Below are 25141 nucleotides of genomic sequence, written 5' to 3' on the forward strand. Positions count from 1 at the left end.
ACCAGCACGCCGGACCCACGGCGGCGGTGGGAGACGGAGAAATGCCGGCTAAAGAACGGTGCCCGCGGGCCGTTATTGGTACTGCACGGGCGGGTCCCATTCGTCACCGGATGGCGACCCGCCCGGCCTCCCTTTTTTGCGGAAAGGGTCAGACAGGAGACAGGGCGATGGCAGACTATTCATTGGGTTACGGGGGTGTCGGCTCCGGCATGGACATCACCGGCATGGTCGAGCAGCTGGTCGCCGCCGATCGCAAGCCCGCCGACAACCGGCTCAACCGCATCGAGAGCCAGGCCAAGTTCAAGCTGTCCGCCATCGGCACCGTCAGCTCGGCCTTCAGTACGCTGGACACCGCGCTCAAGGCCCTGAAGTCCGCCACGGCCTTCGACGTACGCACGGTCAAGTCGGCCACCGATACCGTCGCGGCCGCCACCGTCTCCAGCGGCACGCCCAACGGCACCTACAACGTGGAAGTGGTCGATCTGGCCACCGCCAACAAATGGATCACCAACGCACCGGTCGCCGCCAGCCAGACCTTCGGCGCCGGCCAATTGACGCTGACCGTCGGCGGCGAGTCGCTGGCCATCGATATCGCCGAGGGCGCCACCCTGCAGGACGTACGCAGCGCCATCAACGACGCCGCGCGCAGCAAGGGCGTGCAGGCCAGCGTTCTCACCTCCAACGATGGGCAGTACCTGTCGGTGTCCTCGGACAAGACCGGTGCGGCCAACGGCTTCACCCTCGCCTTCACCTCAGGCGGCGCCGACCTGCAATCGCTTGTCGGCAGCCTGCAGGAGCGCGTTCCGGCGGCGGACGCCGTGGTCAAGATCGACGGCCTGACCGTCACCGCCAGCGGCAACAAGATCACCGAGGCCGTTCCCGGACTGACGCTGGACCTGAAGGCCAAAGGCACCAGCACCGTCACCGTATCCACCGACACCGCCGCCGCCAGCAAGCTGATCCAGGATTTCGTCAACGCTTACAACGCCGCCATTGGCGCCATCAATGCATCGACGAAGTACAACGCGGAAACCGACGAGCCCTCCGCCCTGACCGGCGATGCGCAGATGCGCAGCGCCTCCGGGCAACTGCGCAGCATGATGGGCAACCTGCTCGGCGACCTTGCCGCACAGGGGCTGGACGCCAAGACGCTGGGCCTGCAGACCAAGGGCTATCCGTCCTCCGACGGCACGCTGGTGTTCGACAGCAGCAAGTTCACCGCGGCCCTGACCGCCGATCCCCAGAAGATCAGCACCGCCTTCACCGGCGACACCGGGTTTTCAGGGCGGCTGCAGAAGGCGGTGGGCAGCTACATCGGCACCGATGGCGCCTTCACCCTGCGCACCAACGGACTGAACGCGCAGATCAAGGATGTCACGGCACAGCGCGCCGCACTGGACGCGCGGATGGAAGCCGTCGGGAACCGGTACAAGGCCCAGTTCGTCGCCATGGACGCGCTGGTCGGCCAGATGAGCAGCACCAGCAATTACCTCGCCCAGCAACTGGCCTCTCTGTCCAACCAGACCGGATAAGCAATGCGGCCGTGCGGCGCACGCCTGCGCCACCGTCCCAGGAGATCACGCAATGTCACTTCAGTCGTATGCCGCGCAATACCGCAACACCGGCCTCAGCAGCGCGGTGATGGAAGCGGATCCGCACCGGCTGGTCGCTCTGTTGCTGGCCGGCGCCTGCGAACGCCTGCGCCTGGCGGAAGCCTGCGTGGTGCGCGGCGATCTTGCGCGCAAGGGCAAGGCGATCGGCGAAGTCAGCGCGATCATCGGCCACCTCAACGGCTCGCTGGATCACGAAGCCGGCGGCGAGATCGCCGGCAGCCTGTCGGCCCTGTACGACTACGTGCAGACCCGGCTGATCGAGGCCAACCTGCACAACGATGCGTCCGCCCTGCGCGAATCGCTGGACCTGTTGGGCGAGATCGAATCGGCATGGAACGCCATTCCGCCCGAGCAACGCCACGTACCGGCGATGGCCGCCGCGCGATGAACGCCGCGCCGGCCCTCGACGACCTGTTCGCCCAGCTGGACGCCATGCGGCATGCCCTGCACGCGGGTGAGCTGGAGGACGTCGAGCGTCTGCTCAACCGCCACGATCACGACGTGCGCGCCTTCCTGCACGCGGGCGACGGCCACGCCGCCGGCCGCCACGACCTGGCATCGCTGCTGCGCGCGCAACTGGAATTGCAGAGAACCATGCAGGATGCGCGCGAGCAGGCCCGCATCCGCATGCATGCCAGCCAGCGCGCGGACCGCGCCGCGCGCGCCTACCTGTCCGTCGTCGAGGGATAAGCCATGGCCACACCCATCGTGCTGGTGGAACATCCGGCCGAGCATGTTCTGTTCGACGGCGCACTCACCTGCGACGTGGTGCTGCCGGCGCGCTTCGACACCGGTGCACGCGTGGTGATGGAGGCGATGTCGGAAGCGCTGCTCAAGGGACTGGCCATTGCCGAAGACGTGCGTGGCGACGATCCCGATGAACGCAAGGAAGCCACCCCCACCCAGCAGCGCATCGAGGCCAAGCTCGATCTGGTGCTGTCGTTGCTGGGACGTCTGGCGCGCCGCCACGAAGGCGCCCCGCCCCCCACGACACTGCGCTGGTCGCATCGCGGAATGAGGCTTGATGCCACATCGCCGGTGGCGTGCGTCGAGGGCGCGCCGGGCATCGTCGTCGTGCAGCCGGCCGCGTGGCTCAGCGACCAGATCGAACTGCCCGTGAGGGTGCTGGCCCAGGTGGAGGGGGCGCACGGCCTGCATCATCTGTGGCTGCAGTTCGATGCGCTGAACGCGGGCCTGGCCGAAGCGATGGACCGCCACCTGTTCCGCCTGCACCGCCGCCAGATCGCCGAAGCCCGTCAGCAGCAGTCCAGCCGCGCATAGCGCCATTCTGGACAAGCCGGGCCCGTGCCCCCCGCAACGCGAGGCATCCGTCACAGCAAGAGGCGCCGATAGTCGCGGTTTCTGTGGCACCCAGGACGCGCCAACTGTGACTGGCGTCTTGGTTTCACATCTACGTCGCGATTCTGAATTGGCGTGGCTCCAGCCCGCCGCTATCGTGACATCACCCTACGACGCGACAACAGCTGATCCCTCCCGTGCGTGTACTCATTGTCGACGACCATACCCTGGTCCGCGCCGGCATCGGCCGCTTGCTGCAGGCGTTGCCCGACGTCGATGTGGTCGCGGAGGCCTGCAACGGCCAGCAGGCGCTGGACATGGCGGCGATCCATCGTCCCGACCTGATCCTGCTGGACCTGTCCCTGCCCGACCGCAGTGGCCTGGACCTGCTGCCTCTGCTGCGCGAGTCGTTGCCGCAGACGCGCGTGGTGATCATGTCCATGCACAACGATCCCACCCAGGTGCGCGTGGCACTGGACCGTGGTTGCGCAGGCTTCGTCGTGAAGGAGGCCGCGCCGATGGAACTGGAGCTGGCCCTGCGTGCCGCCGCCGACGGACAGGTATTCCTCAGCCCGCAGGTGTCTTCCAAGATGCTGGCCCCGATGCTCAACTCGCAGCGTCCCACCGGTGTCGCCGCGCTGTCGCCGCGCCAGCGGGAGATCCTGCGCCAACTGGGCAGCGGCATGAGCAGCAAGGAAATCGCCGCTCAGCTCGGCATCAGCGTCAAGACGGTGGAAACGCACCGCGCGCGCATGATGGAATCGCTCGGCTGCCGCCGCGCCAACGACCTGCTGCTGCTGGCCGCGCGCCACCAGAACGAATTGGCCTGAGCCTTGCAGTAACGGCGTGGACGACCCCGCCGGCGACGGATTCCCGTTGCCTCGCCGCCCTCACGGGCACCTCCCATCGACGATAACCCGACGCTGTAGGGAAAACCCCGACAGCCCGTGGGGCGTGCCCGCATCGCGACCAGAAACGCCCTGATTTTTTTTCTGTCACCCGCCCCGCAAAGTGTCAACACGATGTGAAGCCGACCACGGCATGCCATCGAATCGGGGACAACGGGAATGAAGACGGGACTTTCCACCCAGCTCGGGCAGCAGCTCCACCTGACGCCGCAACTGCTGCAGTCGATCCGGCTGCTGCAGCTGGATGGCCTGCAGCTGGAAATGGAAGTGCGGCGCGCGCTGGACCTCAATCCACTGCTCGAGGTGGAAGAAGCGCAGGACGCCGAGCAGAACGGCGAGATCGAGGTGCTGCCCGCGCAGGACGCCGCCGCCACCGAGGTCGCCGCCTTCGACGAACTGCCCGAGTCCAACCTGTGGGACGTGCCGGGTACCAGCTGGCAGGATGGCGACGACGACCGCATGCAGCGCGTGGCCGCCGGCGAATCCAGCGACCCGCACGTGCGCGTGCTCGACCGCCTGGCGCTGGAACTGGATGAGCGCGCGCTGGACGTGGTCGCGTTCTGGCTGGAGAACACCAACGACGCCGGCTATCTGGAGCAGGCGCCCGAGACCCTGGCGCTGCTGGCGTCGGCGCGCTTCGACCTGAGCACCGACGCCGTGCTGGCGTTGCGCGATCGCCTGCTGCGTGGCGAGTTCCCCGGCCTGACCGCCGCCGACGTGCGCGAGTGCCTGCTGGTGCAGCTGGACTGCCTGCACGGCCGCGTGCCGGGGCGCCATGTCGCCCGCCGCATCGTCACCGACGGCCTGGCGTTGCTGGCCGCGCACGAATACGACGCCCTCGCCCGCCTGCTCGACCTGGACAGCGAGCAGGTGATGGAAGGCGTGCGCCTGGTGCTGTCGCTGGATGCGCGCCCTGGCGCGTCGCTGGCCCCGGCGCCGACGGGCTACATCGTGCCCGACGTGGTGGCGTGGCATGCCGACTGCGCCTGGCGCGTGGCGCTGAATCCGGCCACCACGCCGCGGGTGCGCGTAAACGCCCTGCAGGAGCACGCGCTGGAACAGGCCGGCCCGTCCGAGGGCGCCGGCAAGCTGCGCGAACTGCTGCAGGAAGCACGCTGGCTGACCCGTGGCCTCTCGATCCGTTACGACACCCTGCTGCGCACGGCGCGCGCCATCGTCGAGCGCCAGGCCGGCTTCCTCGCCCAGGGCGATGAAGCGATGGCGCCGCTGACGCTGAAGGAAATCGCCGATGCCATCGGCATGCACGAATCCACCGTCTCGCGCATCACCACCGGCAAGTACATGCAGACCCCGCGCGGCACCTTCGAGCTGAAGCACTTCTTCGCCGTGCGCCTGGAAGGCGCCAACGTATCCGGCCCCGCCGTGCGCGCGATGGTGCGCCGCCTGATCGATTCCGAGCCGGCCGGCAAGCCGCTGGCCGACGAGGCCATCGCCGGCCTGCTGGCGCGCCAAGGCATCCACATCGCCCGCAGAACTGTGGCGAAGTACCGGGAACAGCTGGATATCGCTCCCGCCCGGGAACGCCGACGCGCTACCGTATCGGTCTTGGCCAAGGCCGGATAACGGAGCACGAACGCAATGAGCAAGATCACCGTACTGCTGGTGGACGACCACGAAGGCTTCATCAACGCCGCCCTGCGCCATCTGCGCAAGGTGGAGTGGCTGGAGATCGTGGGCCGCGCCAGCAATGGCCTGGAAGCCATCGAGCGCTCCGAGACGCTGCGTCCGGACGTGGTGCTGATGGATCTGGCCATGCCGGAGATGGGCGGCCTGCAGGCCACCCGCCTGATCAAGACCCAGGACGCTCCGCCGTTCATCGTGATCGCCAGCCATTTCGACGACGCCGAGCACCGCGAACACGCGATGCGCGCCGGCGCCGACGATTTCGTCAGCAAGCTTGCCTACATCCAGGAAGTCTTGCCCATCCTCGAGAAGTTCAAAGACCGCCGCCATGAGTGAATCCCGCATCCTCGTCATCGACGCCGACGCCCCGCGTGCCGAACGCCTGGCCGGCCTGCTCGAATTCATGGACCTGACACCCCGCTGGGTCGCCAGCGCCGGTGACGTGGATGTCCGTCGCCAGCGTCCGCACGACTGGCTGGCGGTGGTGGTCGGCACGGTGGACGACCAGAAGGCCGCCGACGCCTTCTTCGCCTGGCTGGGCAAGGCCCAGCTGCCCCCTCCGGTGCTGCTGCTGGAAGGCGACACCGCGGCCTTCGCCGCTGCGCACGGCCTGCACGAAGCCGGCGTATGGACGCTGGAAAGCCCGATCCGCCATGCCCAGCTGGAAGCCTGCCTGCGCCGCGCCAGCCTCAAGCGCCTGGATACCGAACACCAGGCCGCGCAGGTCACGACCCGCGGCCCCACCGGCAACAGCCCCGCGGTCACCCGCCTGCGCCGCATGATCGAGCAGGTCGCCAGCTTCGACACCACCGTGCTGGTACTGGGCGAATCCGGGACCGGCAAGGAAGTGGTGGCCCGCGCCATCCACGAACAGTCGCCGCGCCGCGACGGGCCCTTCGTGGCCATCAACTGCGGCGCCATTCCGCCCGACCTGCTGGAAAGCGAACTGTTCGGCCATGAGAAGGGCGCCTTCACCGGTGCGCTGAGCGCGCGCAAGGGACGCTTCGAGATGGCCGAAGGCGGCACCCTGCTGCTGGACGAGATCGGCGACATGAGCCTGCCGATGCAGGTCAAGCTGCTGCGCGTGCTGCAGGAACGCAGCTTCGAGCGCGTGGGCGGCAACCAGACCATCCGCTGCAATGTGCGCGTGATCGCCGCCACCCACCGCAACCTGGAAACGCGCATCGCCGATGGGCATTTCCGCGAGGACCTGTTCTACCGGCTGAACGTATTCCCCATCGAGATGCCCGCGCTGCGCGAGCGCGCCGACGACCTGCCCGACCTGGTGATGACCATCGCCGCGCAGCTGTCGCGCACCGGCCGCGGCGAAGTGCGCTTCGCCAACGAGACACTGCAGGCCCTGCGCCTGTATGCGTGGCCGGGCAACGTGCGCGAACTGACCAACCTGGTCGAGCGCCTGGCGGTGCTGCATCCGGGCGGACTGGTCCGCGTGGCCGACCTGCCCAAGCGCTACCAGCCCGAGCACCTGGATGCCGTGGCGATGGAAGCGCCTGCCATGGCCGCGCAGCCCGCCGCTGCCGCACCGTCCATGACGACCGCCGTCACCCCGACCACGATCGCGGCCGCGGCCGTGGTACCGGCCGACCGCCTGCCGGAGTCGGGCATCGACCTGCGCGAACACATCGCCCAGATCGAGCTCAACCTGATCCGCGATGCGCTGGACCGCGCCGGCGGCGTGGTCGCGCACGCGGCGCAGTTGCTGGGCCTGCGCCGCACCACCCTGGTGGAGAAGCTGCGCAAGTACGGCGTGGAGCGCGAAGACGTGGCCCTGGCGACGGAAAGCTGACGGGCGGCGGTGCGCGATTCCGGCACGGGTCTTGCAACTGATCACGCAAGACATTCCGACGACCGAAGCATCCGCCCATGTCCGACGTCACCTCCATCCTCTCGCAGATCCGCAGCTACCAGCACCAGATGGGAGCGCGCGCGCTGGAGCCCAATCCGGGCGCTTTCGCGCCCAACCGGGTCGGCCTGGAGCAGCCGGGCGTCAAGGCGCCCAGCTTCGGCGAAACGCTGCAGAACGCGCTGGAAGGCGTCAACGGCGCGCAGAAGAACGCCGGTGCGCTGGCCCAGGCCTTCGAACTGGGCGATCCGCGCGCGGACCTGGCGCGGGTGATGGTGGCGGCGCAGCAGTCGCAGGTCGCCTTCCGCGCCACCGTCGAAGTGCGCAACCGACTGGTGCAGGCCTACCAGGACGTCATGAACATGCCGCTGTGATGCGGTCCCGCTGATCCGACCCCCTACCGAACCGATCCGTCGCCATGGCCCTCACGCTGTCCAAGGAAGCCCTGAAGGAATCGCTGACCGCCGACAAGGCCGGTGCGGCGCTGACCAAGATCCAGGATGCGCGCGTGTTCAAGCAGATGGGCACGCTGCTGATGATCGCCGGCGCGGTGGCGCTGGGCCTGTTCGTGTTCTTCTGGTCGCAGAAGCCGGCCTACACCCCGCTTTACACCGGCCTGGACGCCAAGGCCACCGCCGAAGCCACCGACATGCTGCGCGCGGCGCAGATCCCGTTCCAGCTGGACCAGGCCACCGGCGCGATCTCCGTGCCGGAAGCGAACCTGCACGACGCCCGGCTGAAGCTGGCCGGCGCCGGCTTGGCCGAAAGCGGCCGCCTGGGCTTCGAGATGATGGAGCGCGATCCCGGCTTCGGCGTCAGCCAGTTCGTCGAGAACGCGCGCTACCAGCACGCACTGGAAACCGAACTGGTGCGCACCATCACCACCTTGCGCCCGGTGCGCGATGCGCGCGTGCACCTGGCCATTCCCAAGCCCAGCGCCTTCACCCGCCAGCGCGAAGTCGCCAGCGCGTCGGTCGTGCTGGACCTGCGCTCCGGTGCCCTGCTGGAACGCAACCAGGTGGATGCCATCGTGCACCTGGTGTCGTCGTCAATCCCCGACCTGGCGCCCGAACGCGTCACCGTGGTCGACCAGAGCGGCCGCATGCTGACCATCAGCGATCCGAACAGCGAGGCCGCGCTCAATGCCGCCCAGTTCGAGCGCGTGCGCAAGCTGGAGACCTCCTTCAACGACCGCATCCGCGAACTGCTGGAACCGCTGACCGGTCCCGGCCGCGTGAATGCCGAAGTCGCCGTGGACATGGATTTCTCGGTCACCGAGGAAGCCCGCGAGACCTTCGCCAACGATCCGGCCAAGATCCGCAGCGAACAGGTCAGCCAGAACACCGTCGCCGGCACCGGCCCCGAAGGCGTCCCCGGCGCCACCAGCAACACCCCGCCCGGCCCGAACGCCGCGGCCGCGCCCAACCCTGCCGCGCCGGTGGAGACCAGCAGCAGCGCCACCCGCAACTTCGAGATGGATCGCACGCTGCAGCACACCCGGCAGCCGGCCGGCCGCGTGCGTCGTGTCACCGCCGCCGTGCTGGTCGACCACGTGCCGCGCACGGGCGAGAACGGCAAGGTCGTGATGACCGCGCTGGATGCCGCCACCCTGGCGCGCATCGAAGCGCTGGTGAAGGAAGCCGTGGGCTTCGACGCCGCGCGCGGCGACTCGGTGTCGGTGATGAACGCCCCGTTCGTGCGCGAGACCGACAAGCCGGAGGACGTTCCCTTCTGGGAAAGTCCGTGGCTGCACAACCCGCTGCTGCGCGACATCGCGCGTTACGGCCTGGGTGCGCTGGTGGTGATCGCGCTGCTGTTCGGCGTGCTGCGCCCGGCGATGCGCCAGATCATCCATCCGACCGGCAAACCGAAGGCGCAGGCCGACGAGGACGACGTGGACATCAGCGTGGTCGACGCCGATGGCGATGAGGGCGGTGTGGTCGCCACGCTGTCCCACGAGCATGCGCCGCCGCTGCGCGCCCTGCCCTCCGACGCGTACGAAGACCGGCTGCGCCAGGCGCGCGACGCCGTGAAGGCCGATTCCAAGCAGGTGGCCCAGGTCGTCAAGGATTGGGTGGCCAGCGATGAGTAACGCGAACGACAACGCACTGACCGGCGTCCAGCGCGCGGCCGTGCTGCTGCTCTCGCTGGGCGAGGAGGACGCCGCCGAAGTCCTCAAGCACATGAACGCCAAGGAGGTGCAGAAGCTCGGCATCGCCATGGCCACCATCTCCGGCGTGAGCCGCGAGCAGGTCATGCAGGTCATCTCCACCTTCGGCGAGGCGCTGGACAAGCAGACCTCGCTGGGCATGGGCGCTGATGACTACGTGCGCAAGGTGCTGGTGCAGGCCCTGGGCGAAGACAAGGCCGGCAGCCTGATCGACCGCATCCTGCTGGGACGCAACACCACCGGCCTGGACACGCTGAAGTGGATGGATCCGCGCGCCATCGCCGACCTGGTCCGCAACGAGCACCCGCAGATCATCGCGATCGTGCTGGCCCACCTGGACAGCGACCAGGCCGCGGAAACGCTGAAGCTGCTGGCCGAGCGCACGCGCACCGACGTGCTGCTGCGCATCGCCACGCTGGACGGCATTCCGCCCAATGCGCTGAACGAACTCAACGAGATCATGGAACGCCAGTTCGCCGGCAACCAGAACCTGAAAGCCTCCAGCATCGGCGGCGTGAAGGTGGCGGCCAACATCCTCAACTTCATGGACTCCGGCCAGGACCAGGTGATCTTGGGCAGCATCACCCAGGTCGACGCCGACCTGGGCGCGCGCATCCAGGACCTGATGTTCGTGTTCGACAACCTCGCCGATCTGGGCGACCGCGAACTGCAGGCGCTGCTGCGCGAAGTGCCGAACGACCGCCTGGGCCTGGCCCTGCGCGGTGCCGACGCGAAGGTGAAGGAAAAGATCACCCGCAACATGTCCCAGCGCGCGGCGCAGATCCTGCTGGAAGACATGGAAGCGCGCGGCCCGGTGCGCCTGTCCGATGTTGAAGGCGCGCAGAAGGAAATCCTGGCTATCGTCCGCCGCCTGGCGGACCAGGGCGTCATCTCGCTGATGGCCAGCGCCGAGGAAATGGTATGACCGCGGCCTCCCCGATGCGCTGGATGCCCGCGCCGCTGGACGTGGTGGTGTCGGCGACGGCGCCCGAGGAGCAGGTGCCACCGCCGGTGCCGCCGACACTGGAAGAGATCCAGGCCATCCAGGACGCCGCCTACCGCGAAGGCCTGGAACGCGGGCTCGCCGAAGGCCATGCCGAGGGCTTCGCCCAGGGGCAGGCGGAGGTCCGTCGTCTCGCCGCGCAGATGGAAGGCATCCTGGACAACTTCTCGCGGCCCCTGGACCGTCTGGAGAACGAGGTTGTCGCCGCGCTCTCCGAACTCGCCGTGCGCATCGCCGGTGCCCTCGTCGGCCGCGCCTACCAGACCGACCCGGTCCTGCTGCAGGAACTGGCCACCACCGCGCTGGACGCCGTCGGCGGCGCGCAGCGCGAAGTCGAGCTGCGCCTGCATCCGGACGACATCGCCGCACTGACCCCCGTGTTGGCCATGACGGCGCACACCCGCCTGACCGCCGACACCAGCCTCACCCGCGGCGACCTGCGCGTGCATGCCGAGAGCGTACGCATCGACGGCACCCTGGAAGCGCGCCTGCGTGGCGCACTGGAAACCGTGCTCAACCGGAGCGCGCGCGCATGAGCGCCCAACCCCTGGAGTGGCTGACCGCGCGCGACCTGCGCCTGGCCACGCGGCTGTCGCAGATCAATCCCGAACTGGGCGGCCGCGGCCTGATCCGCGAAGGCATCCTGCGCCGTGCCGTCGGCCTGACCCTGGAAGCCATCGGCTGCGAAGCGCCGATGGGCGCCACGTGCAAGGTGGAAGTCGTCGACGGCGGTTGGGTCGATGCCGAGGTCGTCGGCTTCTCCGGCGAACGCACCTACCTGATGCCCAGCGCCGAACTGCACGGCCTGCTGCCGAACGCGCGCGTGGTGCCATCGCGTCGCCGTGGCGGCGTGGAGGTCGGCGAAGGCCTGCTGGGACGCGTGATCGACAGCGACGGCGTGCCGCTCGACGGCCGCGGTCCGATCCGCGCCGAGGGCAGCGTCAGCCTGGCGGGCATGGCGATCAACCCGCTCTCGCGCGAGCCCATCACCCAGCCGCTGGATGTCGGCGTGCGCGCGATCAACGCACTGCTTCCCATCGGCCGCGGCCAGCGCGTGGGCCTGTTCGCCGGCTCGGGCGTGGGCAAGTCGACGCTGCTGGGCATGATGACCCGCTACACCGCCGCCGACGTGATCGTGGTGGGCCTGATCGGCGAACGCGGCCGCGAAGTGCGCGATTTCGTCGAGACCACGCTGGGCCCGTCCGGCCTGGCGCGCGCCGTCGTCGTGGCCAGCCCGGCCGACCGTCCGCCGCTGGCGCGCCTGCAGGGAGCCTACCGGGCGACCGCGATCGCCGAGTGGTTCCGCGACCAGGGGCTTAACGTCCTGCTGCTGATGGACTCGCTGACCCGTTTTGCCCAGGCGCAGCGCGAGATCGGCCTGTCGGTCGGCGAACCGCCGACGACACGCGGTTATCCGCCCTCCGTGTTCGCGCGCCTGCCGGCGCTGGTCGAGCGCGCGGGCAATGGCGCCAAAGGGCGCGGTTCCATCACCGCCTTCTACACCGTACTGACCGAAGGCGACGATCCGCAGGACCCCATCGCCGACGCCGCCCGCGCGATCCTGGACGGCCACATCCTGCTCTCGCGCCGCGTGGCCGACAGCGGGCTGTACCCGGCCATCGACGTGGAATCCTCGGTCAGCCGGGTGGTCACCGAGATCGCCGACGAGACCTGGCGCGACCGCATCCGCAAGCTCAAGCGCCTGCTGTCCGCCTATACCAGCAACCGCGACCTGATCGCCATCGGCGCCTACCAGCGCGGCAACGATCCGACCGTGGATGAGGCGCTGGAACGCTGGCCGGAAATCGTCGAGTTCCTCGGCCAGGACGTGGCGCGCGCCGCCGACCTGCCGAGCAGTCGCGCCGCCTTGGAAGCCCTGATCCAACGCAATGCCGCCGCCGGCATCCCCGTGCCGCCCGGCCTGCCGTAACGCAAGGAACCCGCCATGATCCAGTCCCGCCGAATCGACCCCCTGCTGCGCCGCGCGCAGGAGCACGAGGATTCCGTCGCCCGCGACCTGGCCGAGCGCCAGCGCACGCTGGCGCAACACGAATCCAGGCTGGAAGAGCTGCGCCAATACGCGGAGGACTACGCCAACAGCCAGATGGCGGCCACCAGCCCGGCACAGCTGGCAAACCGCCGCGCCTTCCTCGAGCGCATCGACCAGGCCCTCAAGCAGCAATTGCAGAACGTCGACCGCAGTCGCGCCAGCGTCGACATCGAACGCGACCGCCTGCTGCTGGCGAGCCGCGACAAGCAGGTACTGGAACAACTGGCCGCCAGCTACAGGGTGCAGGAGCGGCAGATCGTGGACCGGCGCGACCAGCGCGAGATGGACGACCTGGGTGCGCGCCGCGCGCGCCTGGCCGCCGCGGCTCGGGAAAGCGAGGACGCCTGATGCCCTCGTCGACCTCCGCCCTCTCGTTCGCCACCCCGGCGTCCGCGCCTGCGACGACGCCGGCCAACGCCACGGTATCCAACGACGATGGCTCGGCGAAGAAGAAGCCTGCGTTCGAAGACATGGTCCATCGTCCGGCCAGGCGCGACGACGCAGCGCGCGCGCAGCCCTCACGCGCCGAGACGAAGGACCGTGTCGCGCAGCGTCCGGACAGGACCGCCGACAGACCGGACAAGGCTGCACCAGCGTCCACCGAGAAGGACACCACCGAGGACGCACTCGCCGCATCCTCGGTCTGGCCGATCCTGATGGAGCTGCCGCCGATCCAGGCGCCGCTTCCTGCTGACGCGACGGCCCCGGTACTGACCGATCCACTCGGCAATCCCCTGCTCGCTGGCGCCCCGCCCACGGCGGACACCGCCATTGCCGCCGACTCCCTGCTGGCGGGCGGCCGTGCGGCGATACCCGCTGCGCTACCGGTCATGCCCGCGACAGACGCGGCGGTCGGCAGCACGCCCGACGCCGAAGGTGAAACGGGAGCGCCGGTGCCTGCCGGGACGGCGACCACCACGCTGCCAGCGCCCGCCCCGACCGACGCCAAGGCACCGCTGCAGAACCTGCTGTCCTTTGCCGCGCATCTGGCCACGGGCCAGGTGGCCGCGGTCGTGCCTGATGCGATCCACCTGGGACGCGACCTCGTCGACGCCTTCCGCAGCGAGGAGGGCGATGCTCCCACACCAACCGGCGCCCTGCTGGCCGGCGTGGGTGCCTCGCATGCGCCGCTTGGCCTGTCGCGCACTGAAACCGTCAACGCCATGGAAGCCCCCAGTGCCGATCTCCATGGCGGCCACTTCGACGAAGACATCGGCGATGCCGTGCGCTGGATGGCCGACCAGAAGATCGCTCACGCGCACATCAAGGTGACCCCGAACGACCTCGGCACGGTGGAGATCCGTCTTCGCCTAGACGGCGACCGCGTGCACGCCGACTTCAGCAGCGCCCAGGCCGAGGTCCGCCAGGCGCTGGAAAGCAGCCTGCCCCGCCTGCGCGACATGCTGGGCCAGCACGGCTTCCAGCTCGCCCATGCCGATGTCGGCCAGCAGCACACGCCGCCGTCGCGGGGTGCCGCCTCGCCTCACGGCGAAAGCCCCGCCGATACCGAAGCCCCCACCGAGACGCCCCGCACCGTCCGCATGACCGCACGCGGACTGGTGGACGCCTACGCCTGACCGACCTGCCTCTCCTGTAGGAGCGACGCAAGTCGCGACCGCACGTCATGGCGGTCCTGAAAGATCGTTCATACAGGGATGGCCGCGTGGTCCGGCGCTCATGGCACCGAGTTTCCGCGGTCGCGACGCACGTCGCTCCTACAGAAAGCCCGTCCGTCAAAACCCCGTCGGCCTTTCCCATTGGCCACGGCACGCCGCTTGCATCCCCTGGACCGACCCCCAAGGAGATCCAGCGCCGTGGCAGCCGCCGACAAGACCGCAAGCAAATCCAAGGCCGACAAGGGCGACAAGCCCAAGGGCGGCAAGTCGCTGCTGACCATCGGCCTGGTGGCCGTGATCGCGGCCGGCGCCGCCGGCGGTGGCGCGTGGTACTTCGCCAGCCACGCCGGCAAGGACGTGAAGCCCGATGCCCCGAAGGCCAAGAGCCCCGGCGAGGTGCCTGCCCCGGCGCAGTACTTCGCGCTGGAACCGCCCTTCGTGGTGAACCTGGTCGGCGAAACCGGCGGCGCCCGCTACCTGCAGGTGGAAGTACAGCTGATGACCCGCGACCCGGAATCGCTGAAGGCCATCGAGCTGCATGCGCCGGCGATCCGCGCGCGCCTGCTGATGCTGTTCGCCCAGCAGGACGCCGCCAGCCTGATGTCCCGCGAAGGCAAGGAACGTCTGCAGAACGCCGCCCTGGGCGAAGTGAAGGCCCTGCTGGTGGCCGAGACCGGCAAGCCCTCCGCCGACTCGCTGCTGTTCACCAGCTTCGTGATGCAGTGACGGACGCCCGCCGCCATGATGACCAGTGACCTGCTGTCGCAAGACGAGATCGACGCCCTGCTCAACGGCGTCGATTCCGGCGCGATCGAGACCGAGGAGCCGCCGCACGATCCCACGGTCGCGCGCACCTACGATTTCGCCAGCCAGGACCGCATCGTGCGCGGCCGGCTGCCCACGCTGGAGATGATCAACGAGCGCTTCGTGCGCACCTGGCGGATCGGCCTGTTCAACCTGCTGCGCCGCTCGGCCGAACTGTCGGTGCGCGGCATCGAGACCATCAAGTTCAGCGAGTACCTGCACTCGCTGTACGTGCCCACCAACCTCAACCTGATCAAGTTCAAGCCGCTGCGCGGCGTGGGCCTGATCGTGTTCGAACCCAAGCTGGTGTTCACCATGGTGGACAACTTCTTCGGCGGCGATGGCCGCTATCCGGCCAAGATCGAAGGGCGCGAGTTCACCGCCACCGAAATGCGGGTGATCCAGTTGCTGCTCAAGCAGACCTTCGCCGACCTCATCGACGCCTGGGCGCCGGTGATGCCGGTGGATTTCGAGTACATCACCAGCGAGGTCAATCCGCACTTCGCCAACATCGTCAGCCCGCGCGAGTACGTGGTGGTCAGCCGCTTCCATGTGGAGCTGGACGGCGGCGGCGGCGACCTGCACGTCACCCTGCCCTATTCCATGCTGGAACCGATCCGCGAACTGCTGGATGCCGGCATCCAGTCCGACCGTGTGCACGACGACGACAGCTTCCGCGTCACCCTGCACGAGCAGCTGCGCGGCGCCGAGGTCACCGTCTCCAGCGTGCTGGCGCACAAGCAGATCAGCCTGCGCCAGCTCACCGGCCTGAAGGTCGGCGACATCCTGCCGATCGACCTGCCGAAGGTGGTGCCGGTCTGCGTCGAACAGGTGCCGGTGTTCACCGGCGAGTTCGGCATTTCCAACGGCCTGAACGCCGTGAAGATCACCGCCAAGCATCCTCCCGGCGGCCACCACGCCGCCGCCGCGCCACGCCACGCCCTGACTCCCGTCGCCTTCCAGGACGCCACGCCATGATCCCCGAAACCGAAGACACCCTTGCCACCCTCGACGAGCCGTCGACCGACATGCACGCCACCGAACCCGACATGAGCCTGGACGTCATCCTCGACGTGCCGGTGACGCTGTCGCTGGAAGTGGGCCGCACCCGCATGCCCATCCGCAATCTGCTGCAGCTCAACCAGGGCTCGGTGGTGGAACTGGAGCGTGGCGCCGGCGAACCGCTGGACGTGTTCGTCAATGGCACGCTGATCGCGCATGGCGAAGTCGTCGTGGTGAACGACCGTTTCGGCGTGCGGCTGACCGACGTGGTCAGTCCCAGCGAACGCATCCGCCGTCTGCGCTGAGCCCCTGCCGATGCACGCCTTCGCCTTCCTCGCCGCCGCCGCGGCACCGGTCCAGAAGATCGGCCAGCACGCGCCCTCCACGCCCGGCATCGGCGGTGCGCTGTTCGGTCTGCTGCTGGTGCTGGGCCTGATCCTGGGCCTGGCCTGGCTGCTCAAGCGCATGCCCGGCGCCGGCCTGGGCATCCGCCCCAGCGAACAGCTGCGGGTGGTGTCGATGCTGTCGGTCGGCGCGAAGGAGCGCGTGATGGTGATCGAGGTCGGCAAGGAGCAGCTGCTCATCGGCGTGACCGCGGGCGGCATCACCGCGCTGCACACGCTGCCCGAACCGCTGGTCGTCGCGCCCGCGCCTGCCCTGCCCAACTTCGCCGAACTGCTGGCCAAGCGCCTGCGCAAAGAGTCCTGAGATGCGTCGTCTGATCCTTTCCCTGCTCTGCCTGCTGTGGCTGTCCGCGCCGATGCTGGCACTCGCGCAGGCCGCCCCGTCCGCCCCCCAGGCCGCACCCGCCGCCACGCCCGCAGCGCCCGCAGCGCCTGCCGCCCCCACGCTGCCGACCCTGCCCAAGGTCAACGTCGGCCAGGTGGGCGACAATACCGTCAGCCTGCCGCTGCAGACCTTGCTGCTGATGACGGCGATCACGCTGATCCCGTCCGCGCTGCTGGCGATGACGGCGTTCACCCGCATCATCATCGTGCTGGGATTGTTGAGACAGGCGCTGGGCACGGGCCAGACACCGTCCAACCAGGTGCTGGTGGGGCTGGCGCTGTTCCTCACCATGCTGGTGATGATGCCGGTGGGCGAGAAGGCCTGGGCGCAGGGCATGGCGCCCTACCTCAACGGCCAGATCGATTTCGCCACCGCCTGGACGATGACCACCGGCCCGCTGCGCGATTTCATGCTGGCCCAGGTGCGCGAAACCGACCTGATGACCTTCGCCGGCCTGGCCGGCCACGGCAGCTATGCCAGCCCGGCCGAGGTCCCCTTCCCCATCGTGGTGGCCTCATTCATCACCAGCGAACTGAAGACCGCCTTCGAGATCGGTTTCCTGATCTTCATCCCGTTCGTGATCATCGACCTGGTGGTCGCCAGCGTGCTGATGTCGATGGGCATGATGATGCTGTCGCCGATGCTGGTGTCGGCACCGTTCAAGATCCTGCTGTTCGTGCTGGTCGATGGTTGGGTGCTGATCGTCGGTTCGCTGGCGGCCAGCTTCAACTGAGAGCAGGAGTGAGTGGAGAGGAGTAAGGAGTTAGTGAACGCCACCTCCGATTGCCCCCTTTCTCCTGCTCTGCTGTTGCTTCTCCTCACTCCTCACTCCTCTCCACTCACTTCTCTATCACCATGAGTCCCGAAACCGCCCTCACCGAACTGCGCGACGGCCTGGAGATCGCCCTCTGGGTCGGAGGTCCGCTGCTGCTGGTCGTGTTGGTCGTCGGCGTGGTGGTCGGCGTGATCCAGGCCGCCACCCAGCTCAACGAACCGACCATCGCCTTCGTCGCCAAGGCCATCGCGCTGACCGCCGCCCTGTTCGCCACCGGCAGCTACCTGCTGGGCGTGCTGGTGGAATACACGACGGCATTGTTCCAGCGATTGCCGCATCTGATCGGATGAAGGGAGGAGTGAATGGAGAGGAGTGAGGAGTGAGCGAAAGCCCCTCGGACATGCCCCATCCCGCTCCTGCCCCTACTCACTCCTCACTCCTCACTCCTCTCCCCTCACTTCTCGCGCCATGGACACCGCCACCCAGATGGTGATCGACGGCCAGCAGGCCTTCGGGATGATCAACGCGATCCTGTGGACCATGCTGCGTACCGGCGCACTGCTGATGGCCGCGCCGCTGATCGGGACGCGCGCCGTGTCGGTGCGCGTGCGCGTGATCATCGCCGGTGCGTTGGCGATGGCGCTGGCGCCGCTGCTGCCGGGCACGCCGGACCGGATCGCCTTCGACGCCAGCACCGTGCTCAACGTGGCCCGCGAGCTGGCGGTCGGCGCGAGCATGGGCTTCATGCTGCGGCTGGCCTTCGAAGCCGGCGCGATGGCGGGCGAACTGATCTCGCAAGGCACCGGCCTGGCGTTCGCGCAGATGTCCGATCCCCTGCGTGGCGTGAATTCCGGCGTCGTCGGCCAGTGGTTCTACCTGGCGTTCGGCCTGCTGTTCTTCACCGCCAATGGCCATCTGGCGCTGGTATCCCTGCTGGTGGACAGCTACCGGTCGCTGCCCATCGGCACGGCGCTGCCCGACGTGCAGCAGATGCTGGAAGTCGCCCCGATGCTGTTCGGCCATATCCTGCGCGCGGCGGTCGGGCTGGCGCTGCCGGTGATGGTGGCGATGCTGGCGGTGAACCTGGCCTTCGGCGTGCTGGGCCGCGCCGCGCCGGCCCTCAACCCGATCCAGTTGGGCCTGCCCACGGCCCTGCTGCTGGGCCTGTTCCTGCTGGCACTGCTGGCGGGCGAATTGGGCCCGCCGGTGCAACGGGTCTTCGATCTGTCGTTTGATGCAGCGCGGCAACTCACCCGCTGACGAAAGTCCGGTTACTCTTTGGAAACGTGAGTTGTCGCGCCGTTTCACGCATCCACGTGTGCATTTCACATGGAGCCTGCGTCACGGGTTCCACTAAATGCATGAATTTGTGCAGAATGTCGTAGAGGGAACCGCCACATACGCAGGCGCACGGAAGGGACGCAGGTCCAGGCCGATGCAGGGGGGATGTCCGTCCCCGCGATCAGGAGAGCGCACGTGAACCACAGTCCGACCCAGAAGCGACGCACCAGTCAGGAGACACGGGAAGCCGTGCTGGCCGCCGCCCGCCGCCTCTTCTTCACCAAAGGGTTCGACCAGACCACGTTGATGGATCTGGGCGAGGAGACCGGTCTCAGCGCGCGGGGCGTCATCCTGCATTTCGAGACCAAGGCCGACATCATCGCCACGCTGTACATCCGGGACTACACCGCGCGGAAGGCGCCGAGGGTGGAACGTCCGCAGGGATCGACGCATGCCCAGCGCATCCTGGATTTCTATTTCTGGATGGCGCGCGAGGATGCCGCCAACTTCATCGCGTTTCCCGCGCTATGGAGCGTGTCGGCGAAGTGGTCTCCCGCCGTCGAGGCTGAAATGAATGCCGCGCTGCGGCGGATGCGCGAGCCGGTGCGCCAGGAGCTCACTCGCGGCATGGCCGCCGGCGAGTTCCGTGGCGTGGATATCCAGCATGCGGACGACATGATCTGGCAGAGCTACCAGCACGGTCTGCGCGCCGTGTCGGTCAACGGCGGTACGCCGGCGATGGCGGTCCCGCAGGTGTTCAAGACGCTGGAAGCCCTGTCGGCCTGAGGTCGCCGCGCGAGAAGACGTCGGACACTGTGCGCGGCGCAAACGAAGAACGGCCTCCGTCGGGAGGCCGTTCTTCGTTCTTCAGCAGGGCAAAGCCTCAGTCGCGTCCGTGGCCCTTTCCATGGCCTTTGCCGCTGTTGCTCTTGCCGCTGTTGCCGGGAGCCTTGCCGCTGTTGCCCGGCCCATGGCCCGCATGGTCCGGCTTGGCGGACCCCGCCTGCGCAGGCTTGCCGCCGCCCTTGCCGTGACCCGAGCCGTGCTTCGACCAATCCACGCTGACACGCTGGTCGATGCGGATGGGGTAACCCCAGCGATCGTAGGTCCCTACGGCGCCGTTCTTCAGCGCGTGGAATTCGCGCGAGCCGGGCTTGATGCCCATCTGCTTGGCCAGGTTGCCCCAACCGATGCCGGGATTGCGCTCGTAACGCTGCACCACGTCCAGGCAGGGAATGCCGAGCGCGCGCGCGATGGCGCAGGCGAAGTACACATCGGCCGGCGCCCAGCCCCGGCGATCCAACAGATCCAGCACCAGCGAGCGCGGCGCACCGTAGTAGCCGGTCATCTCCGACACGAACGGATCGCGGTAGCGACGGCCGTAGTCGTTGATTTCGCCCAGACGCGTATCCACCCAGACATCGCCCGTGCGGATGTTGTATCCCACGGTCTGCGCCTGTGCCGGCATCGACGACGCGATCGCCCAGCCCAGCGACGCGACCATGGCGGCGGTTTTCAGTGTCTTCATGTTCTTCCTCCTCGAACGTGTGGGCGCAGTCTTCGGAGCTTCGCCTGAACAGGTGGTGACATCGAGGTCCGAATGTGAGTCGCACGCGAAACCCCGCACTCGCAGGCGCTGCCAAGCGTGATCATCGTCACTCCCCACTTCGGGCAAGCGCCTACACTGCGCGGCGCAGCCCTGTCCTCCCACCTCTCCCTTGAGCCGCGAGAACCCCGATCCCCATCGTCCGCATCCGGCCCTGTCCATGAAGCCGAAACGCCAAGATTTCCGCCGGGACATCATCGTCCTGCTGGGCTCCATCACGGCGGCGACCATCGCCTCATTCGGCGCGTACCGGCTGTGGGCCGGCGAATGGACGAAGGCGTGGTTCGACCTGGCGGTCGTGGCGGCGGTGGCGGCGCCGGTAATCCATGCCTGGCGCGGGGGCGACAGCCTGCGTGCAGGCAACGTGCTGGCGGCGCTGAACTCCGCCGCTACCTTCGGCGCCTGCCTGTTGCTGGGACATACGGCGCTCACCTGGACCTACCTGGTACTGCTGACCAACTTCTTCATCGCGCACCGCTGGATGGCGGTGGTGTGCAATGCGTTGCTGGTCGTGGGCATGCAGCTGATCCCCGGCTTCTTCCACGACGGCGTGCATGCCGCATCGGTGTTCGTCAGCGCCAGTCTGATCACCGTGTTCTCGCTGATCTTCGCCGCCCGCACGCAGGACGACCGCGTGCAGTTGGAACGGCTGGCCGCGATCGACGCGCTGACCGGCGTACCGAACCGGCGCAGCATGGAACGGGCCCTGGCGGACGCGGTGGCGCGGTTCGAGCGCGGCGAGCGCCGCTTCGGCCTGGTGGTGCTGGACCTTGACCATTTCAAGGACGTCAACGACCAGTACGGCCATGCGGCCGGCGATGCGGCCATCGCCGACCTCGCCTCCATCCTGCGCTTCGAGATGCGGCGAAACGACCAGGTGTTCCGCTTCGGCGGCGAGGAGTTCGTGGCGCTGCTGGAACTGGACGGCACGGACAACCTGGAAGCGGCGACCGAGCGCCTTCGCAAGGCCGTCCGCAGCTCGTTGCGCGGTCCTGGCGGCCGCATCACCATCTCGCTGGGCGCGGCGATGTTGCGGGAACAGGAAAAGACCTGGCACGACTGGTTCTCGCGCGCGGACGCCGCCCTCTACCGCGCCAAGTCGGCCGGCCGCGACAGTTACGTGATCGCGGACGATCTGTTCTAGGAGTCGACGGGGAGGAGCAAGCGACGCTGTGCTCGCCACCCGATTCGCCCTGGCACGCCCCGCCGCAGCCCGCCGTCCGAAGGAGGCGACGCAGCCCCCGTAGCCGGCGGGCCTTTCGACCTCCGCATCGCTCACCCCAGCGCCGCGCGCGCTCCGCTGCCGTCCACCCGTCAGACGGCCCCTCATCCACGAAGTGGAACGGGACTTGCAGCGACCGCCCCGACCCCGTCGGAAACGCGCCATGGCCGAGCAGGACGAAAGCGGCGAACGCACAGAACTCCCCACCGAGAAACGACGCCGCGAAGCCCGTGAACAGGGCAACATCCCGCGCTCGCGCGAGCTGGCGACGGCGGCCGTGTTCGGGGCGGGCGTGCTGGCGATCATCGCGATGGGACCTTCGCTCGCCCGCAGTGCATTGGGCTGGATGAAGATCGCCCTGACCCCCGACGCGGCACTGATGCGCCAGCCGGACCAGTTGTTCGGCCACGTGGGGCTGCTGTTGCTCAAGCTGCTGGCCGTGATGGCGCCGGTGGCCGGCATCTGCGTGCTTGCCGGCCTGGTGGCGCCGGTGGCGATGAGCGGCCTGCAGTTCTCGCAGAAGGCGCTGATGCCCGATTTCAAGCGTCTGAGCCCGGCCGCCGGCCTGAAACGCCTGTACGGCGCCGAAAGCGTCGCCGAACTGCTGAAGTCGCTGCTGCGCGTCGCGTTGATCGGCGGCGCGGCGGCGATCTGCCTGAAGCTGGGGCTCAACCCCCTGCGCGAACTGCTGACCATGCCGCTGGAGCAGGCCGTGCGCAGCGGGCTGACGTTCACCAGCACCCTGCTGCTGGCCACCACCGGCGGGCTGATTCTGCTGGCTGCCATCGACGCGCCCTACCAGAAGTGGAACTGGCTGCGGAAGCTGAAGATGACGCGCCAGGAACTGCGCGAGGAAATGAAGGAAAGCGAGGGCAGCCCGGAAGTGAAGGGCCGCATCCGGCAGATGCAGCACCAGCTGTCGCAGCGCCGGATGATGGAAGAGGTCCCGACCGCCGACGTGGTGGTGGTGAATCCCACTCACTACGCGGTGGCGCTGAAGTACCAGGCCGGCCAGATGGGCGCTCCTACTGTGGTCGCCAAGGGTGTGGACGAACTGGCCCTGCGCATCCGCGAAGTGGCCGACGCCCACCGCATCGCCATCGTCTCCGCGCCCCCGCTGGCACGCGCCTTGTATCGGGAGGGGCAGCTTGGCCGGGAGATCCCCGTGAGACTGTACGCCGCCGTCGCCCAGATCCTGTCCTACGTGTACCAGCTGCGCGCCTGGCGCGTGGGCGAAGCTCCGCATCCGGACATGCCCGCCGTGGACGTGGATGAGCAGGGGGGCAAGGCATGAGCGCGCAACCGGCCGCCGGCGGCGTGCGCTGGATGGAGATGCTGAAGAACGGCCTCGGCGCGCCGCTGGTGGTGCTGGCGCTGCTGGCCATGATCGTGGTGCCGCTGGCGCCGCCGGTCCTGGACGCACTGTTCAGCTTCAACATCGCCATCTCGCTGGTGGTGCTGCTGGCCGTGATCTACGTGAAGCGGCCGCTGGACTTCACCATCTTCCCCATCATCCTGCTGATGACCACGATGCTGCGCCTGGCGCTGAACGTGGCCTCCACCCGCGTGATCCTGCTCAACGGCCAGAACGGCCATGACGCCGCCGGCAAGGTCATCGCGGCCTTCGGCGAGTTCGTGGTGGGCGGCAACTACGCGGTCGGCATCGTGGTGTTCGCCATCCTGACCATCATCAACTTCGTGGTGATCACCAAGGGCGCGGGCCGTATTTCCGAGGTGTCGGCGCGCTTCATCCTGGACGCGATGCCAGGCAAGCAGATGGCCATCGATGCCGATCTCAACGCCGGCATCCTGACCCGCGAGGAAGCCAAGGCGCGCCGCGAGGAAGTCCGCGAGGAAGCCGATTTCTACGGCGCGATGGACGGCGCCAACAAGTTCATCCGTGGCGATGCCATCGCCGGCATCCTTATCCTGTTCATCAACCTGGTCGGCGGTTTCGCCGTGGGCATGGCCCAGCACGGCATGCCGGCGGCCGAGGCCGCGTCCACTTATACCCTGCTGTCCATCGGCGACGGCCTGGTGGCCCAGCTTCCGGCGCTGCTGGTGTCCTCCGCCGTGGCCATGCTGGTCACCCGCGCGTCGCGTTCGCAGGACATGGGCCAGGCCGTAATGGGCCAGGCTTTCGGCCAGCACAAGGCGCTGGCGGTGGCCGCGGGCGTACTGGGCCTGGTCGGCCTGGTGCCGGGCATGCCCAACGTCGCCTTTTTGACGCTGGCCGCGATCCTGGGCTACCTGGCCTGGAAGATGTGGAAGCGGACGCAGGAGGGGCCTGAAGCCGCCACCGGCGATGTCGCGGCCCTGCCCGCCCCCGGCGCACCCGACCGCAACGCGGAGCTGACCTGGGACGAACTGCGCCCGGTCGATCCGCTGGGCCTGGAAGTGGGCTACCGGCTGATTCCGCTGGTCGACAAGAACCAGGGCGGCGAACTGATGTCGCGCATCAAGGCGGTGCGCCGCAAGCTGACCCAGGATCTGGGATTCCTGATCCCGCCGGTGCACATCCGCGACAACCTGGAACTGCCCTCCAACGGTTACCGCCTGCTGGTGCACGGCGTTCCTGTCGCCACGGCCGAGATCCACCCCGACCGCGAGCTGGCCCTGGACCCCGGCGGCGCCTTCGGCGCCATCGACGGCATCCCCGGCAAGGACCCGGCGTTCGGCCTGGACGCGGTGTGGATCCAGTCCCACCAGAAGGCCACCGCCGAATCGCTGGGCTATACCGTGGTCGATCCGGCCACGGTGATGGCCACCCACCTCTCGCACCTGGTACGCGAACACGCGCCGGAACTGCTGGGCCACGAAGAAGTGCAGCAGCTGCTGTCGCAGCTGGGGCGCAGCGCGCCCAAGCTGGTCGAGGACCTCACGCCCAAGACGCTGCCGCTGGCCACCGTGGTGCGCGTGCTGCAGAACCTGCTGGTCGAGCGCGTGCCGATCCGCCAGCTGCGCCGCATCGTGGAGTCGCTGGTGGAGTTCGCGCCGCAGAACGGCGACCCGGCGGCGCTCACCGCCGCCGTACGCACCTCGCTGGGGCGCTTCATCGTGCAGGAAATCTCCGGCATGACCCCGGAGCTTCCCGTCTACACGCTGGCGCCGAATCTGGAACGCGTCTTGCAGGACAGCACCCAGGGAACCGGCGCGGCGCTGGAACCGGGACTGGCCGAACGCCTGCACCAGAGCCTCGCCGACGTGGTGACCAAGCAGGAAGCCCGCAGCGAGCCTGCGGTGGTGCTGGTACCGGGTTCGGTCCGCGCCGCCCTCGCCCGCCTGGTCCGCCACAGCGTCCCCTCGCTGTCGGTGTTGGCCTACAGCGAGGTGCCCGAGGACAAGCGGTTGAAGCTGGTCGGCACGATCAGCTGAAAGCCGGGATTGGGGAGTGGGGAGTGGGGATTCGCAACCGCGGGTCTCCCGGGATCGGAGAGATGGCATGGCAATGAAAAGTGGAACAAATCCTCATCGACGAAAACGGCAGCGTGCCGA

The 25141-nt window shown here is 68.4% G+C and carries 25 protein-coding genes and 2 pseudogenes; 26 read left to right on the top strand and 1 reads right to left on the bottom strand.

All coding sequences use genetic code 11. From position 1 onward, the window contains the following. Nucleotides 1-167 precede the first annotated feature (167 nt). The 23 genes and pseudogenes from fliD (at nucleotide 168) to V8246_RS16860 (ending at nucleotide 19604) form a co-directional block, all read left to right on the top strand. Nucleotides 168-1532, top strand: coding sequence for a flagellar filament capping protein FliD (gene fliD / locus V8246_RS16750; RefSeq protein WP_336190249.1), 1365 nt, complete (start codon nucleotides 168-170; stop codon nucleotides 1530-1532). A gap of 52 nt (nucleotides 1533-1584) precedes the next feature. Further along, entirely contained in the window at nucleotides 1585-2001 is a 417-nt protein-coding gene (gene fliS / locus V8246_RS16755) for a flagellar export chaperone FliS (protein ID WP_336190250.1), read from the top strand. Then, on the top strand, nucleotides 1998-2303 hold the full coding sequence (locus V8246_RS16760; RefSeq protein WP_336190251.1) for a hypothetical protein: 306 nt from the start codon (nucleotides 1998-2000) through the stop codon (nucleotides 2301-2303). Before fliS ends, V8246_RS16760 begins: the two co-directional genes overlap by 4 nt. Before the next feature lie 3 nt (nucleotides 2304-2306). Further along, the gene (locus tag V8246_RS16765) at nucleotides 2307-2894 is read left to right on the top strand and encodes a PilZ domain-containing protein (RefSeq protein WP_336190252.1); all 588 of its coding nucleotides are present in this window, start codon (nucleotides 2307-2309) and stop codon (nucleotides 2892-2894) included. 215 nt (nucleotides 2895-3109) lie between these two features. Then, complete coding sequence (locus tag V8246_RS16770; protein WP_336190253.1) at nucleotides 3110-3742, top strand: response regulator transcription factor; 633 nt, start codon at nucleotides 3110-3112, stop codon at nucleotides 3740-3742. A gap of 237 nt (nucleotides 3743-3979) precedes the next feature. Next, nucleotides 3980-5404 carry an RNA polymerase factor sigma-54 gene (gene rpoN / locus V8246_RS16775; protein WP_336190254.1) on the top strand — a complete coding sequence of 475 codons (1425 nt, stop codon included), beginning with the start codon at nucleotides 3980-3982 and terminating at the stop codon, nucleotides 5402-5404. 15 nt (nucleotides 5405-5419) lie between these two features. Next, the gene (locus V8246_RS16780; RefSeq protein WP_245093753.1) at nucleotides 5420-5800 is read left to right on the top strand and encodes a response regulator transcription factor; all 381 of its coding nucleotides are present in this window, start codon (nucleotides 5420-5422) and stop codon (nucleotides 5798-5800) included. Beyond that, a complete protein-coding gene (locus V8246_RS16785; protein ID WP_336190256.1) occupies nucleotides 5793-7271 on the top strand; it encodes a sigma-54 dependent transcriptional regulator in 1479 nt (492 codons plus the stop codon). The genes V8246_RS16780 and V8246_RS16785 overlap by 8 nt, the downstream gene beginning before the upstream one ends. A gap of 77 nt (nucleotides 7272-7348) precedes the next feature. Further along, entirely contained in the window at nucleotides 7349-7702 is a 354-nt protein-coding gene (gene fliE, locus V8246_RS16790) for a flagellar hook-basal body complex protein FliE (RefSeq protein ID WP_336190257.1), read from the top strand. 44 nt (nucleotides 7703-7746) lie between these two features. Further along, nucleotides 7747-9420 (top strand): flagellar basal-body MS-ring/collar protein FliF, encoded by a 1674-nt coding sequence (gene fliF, locus V8246_RS16795; RefSeq protein WP_336190258.1) that lies wholly within the window; start codon nucleotides 7747-7749, stop codon nucleotides 9418-9420. Continuing rightward, on the top strand, nucleotides 9413-10423 hold the full coding sequence (gene fliG / locus V8246_RS16800) for a flagellar motor switch protein FliG (protein WP_260618976.1): 1011 nt from the start codon (nucleotides 9413-9415) through the stop codon (nucleotides 10421-10423). Before fliF ends, fliG begins: the two co-directional genes overlap by 8 nt. An 83-nt stretch (nucleotides 10424-10506) precedes the next feature. Then, nucleotides 10507-11037, top strand: a pseudogene (locus tag V8246_RS16805) (FliH/SctL family protein); the annotation flags it as partial. Further along, a complete protein-coding gene (gene fliI, locus V8246_RS16810) occupies nucleotides 11034-12431 on the top strand; it encodes a flagellar protein export ATPase FliI (RefSeq protein WP_162111040.1) in 1398 nt (465 codons plus the stop codon). The pseudogene V8246_RS16805 and the gene fliI, both read left to right, overlap by 4 nt. Before the next feature lie 15 nt (nucleotides 12432-12446). Further along, nucleotides 12447-12899, top strand: coding sequence for a flagellar export protein FliJ (fliJ, locus tag V8246_RS16815; RefSeq protein ID WP_162111039.1), 453 nt, complete (start codon nucleotides 12447-12449; stop codon nucleotides 12897-12899). After that, complete coding sequence (locus V8246_RS16820; protein ID WP_336190259.1) at nucleotides 12899-14128, top strand: flagellar hook-length control protein FliK; 1230 nt, start codon at nucleotides 12899-12901, stop codon at nucleotides 14126-14128. Before fliJ ends, V8246_RS16820 begins: the two co-directional genes overlap by 1 nt. A 237-nt stretch (nucleotides 14129-14365) precedes the next feature. Beyond that, nucleotides 14366-14893, top strand: a complete 528-nt coding sequence (locus V8246_RS16825; protein ID WP_336190260.1) for a flagellar basal body-associated FliL family protein — start codon at nucleotides 14366-14368, stop codon at nucleotides 14891-14893. 15 nt (nucleotides 14894-14908) lie between these two features. Next, nucleotides 14909-15949: a flagellar motor switch protein FliM gene (gene fliM, locus V8246_RS16830; RefSeq protein WP_162111037.1), complete on the top strand. Its 1041-nt coding sequence runs from the start codon at nucleotides 14909-14911 to the stop codon at nucleotides 15947-15949. A 68-nt stretch (nucleotides 15950-16017) separates the two neighbouring features. Continuing rightward, nucleotides 16018-16278: pseudogene (gene fliN, locus V8246_RS16835) on the top strand (flagellar motor switch protein FliN); the annotation flags it as partial. 10 nt (nucleotides 16279-16288) lie between these two features. After that, nucleotides 16289-16681, top strand: coding sequence for a flagellar biosynthetic protein FliO (fliO, locus tag V8246_RS16840; RefSeq protein WP_336190261.1), 393 nt, complete (start codon nucleotides 16289-16291; stop codon nucleotides 16679-16681). 1 nt (nucleotide 16682) lies between these two features. Beyond that, nucleotides 16683-17495, top strand: a complete 813-nt coding sequence (gene fliP, locus V8246_RS16845; RefSeq protein ID WP_336190262.1) for a flagellar type III secretion system pore protein FliP — start codon at nucleotides 16683-16685, stop codon at nucleotides 17493-17495. A 122-nt stretch (nucleotides 17496-17617) separates the two neighbouring features. Next, nucleotides 17618-17887, top strand: a complete 270-nt coding sequence (locus V8246_RS16850; RefSeq protein ID WP_336190263.1) for a flagellar biosynthetic protein FliQ — start codon at nucleotides 17618-17620, stop codon at nucleotides 17885-17887. A 118-nt stretch (nucleotides 17888-18005) separates the two neighbouring features. After that, entirely contained in the window at nucleotides 18006-18797 is a 792-nt protein-coding gene (gene fliR / locus V8246_RS16855) for a flagellar biosynthetic protein FliR (protein WP_336190264.1), read from the top strand. A 216-nt stretch (nucleotides 18798-19013) separates the two neighbouring features. Then, on the top strand, nucleotides 19014-19604 hold the full coding sequence (locus V8246_RS16860) for a TetR/AcrR family transcriptional regulator (protein ID WP_336190265.1): 591 nt from the start codon (nucleotides 19014-19016) through the stop codon (nucleotides 19602-19604). A gap of 97 nt (nucleotides 19605-19701) precedes the next feature. On the opposite strand, the gene V8246_RS16865 is transcribed toward V8246_RS16860, so the two are convergent. Further along, nucleotides 19702-20346, bottom strand: a complete 645-nt coding sequence (locus tag V8246_RS16865) for a hypothetical protein (RefSeq protein ID WP_336190267.1) — start codon at nucleotides 20344-20346, stop codon at nucleotides 19702-19704. A gap of 238 nt (nucleotides 20347-20584) precedes the next feature. On the opposite strand from V8246_RS16865, the gene V8246_RS16870 reads away from it, so the two are divergent. From V8246_RS16870 to flhA, 3 genes are all read left to right on the top strand, one after another. Further along, nucleotides 20585-21568 carry a GGDEF domain-containing protein gene (locus tag V8246_RS16870; protein WP_336190268.1) on the top strand — a complete coding sequence of 328 codons (984 nt, stop codon included), beginning with the start codon at nucleotides 20585-20587 and terminating at the stop codon, nucleotides 21566-21568. Nucleotides 21569-21809: 241 nt separating this feature from the next. Continuing rightward, nucleotides 21810-22940, top strand: coding sequence for a flagellar biosynthesis protein FlhB (gene flhB, locus V8246_RS16875; protein WP_336190269.1), 1131 nt, complete (start codon nucleotides 21810-21812; stop codon nucleotides 22938-22940). Next, nucleotides 22937-25021 carry a flagellar biosynthesis protein FlhA gene (gene flhA, locus V8246_RS16880; RefSeq protein ID WP_336190270.1) on the top strand — a complete coding sequence of 695 codons (2085 nt, stop codon included), beginning with the start codon at nucleotides 22937-22939 and terminating at the stop codon, nucleotides 25019-25021. The genes flhB and flhA overlap by 4 nt, the downstream gene beginning before the upstream one ends. Nucleotides 25022-25141 lie beyond the last annotated feature (120 nt).

The organism is Pseudoxanthomonas sp. F11 (genome assembly GCF_037046485.1).
Classification (GTDB): domain Bacteria; phylum Pseudomonadota; class Gammaproteobacteria; order Xanthomonadales; family Xanthomonadaceae; genus Pseudoxanthomonas_A.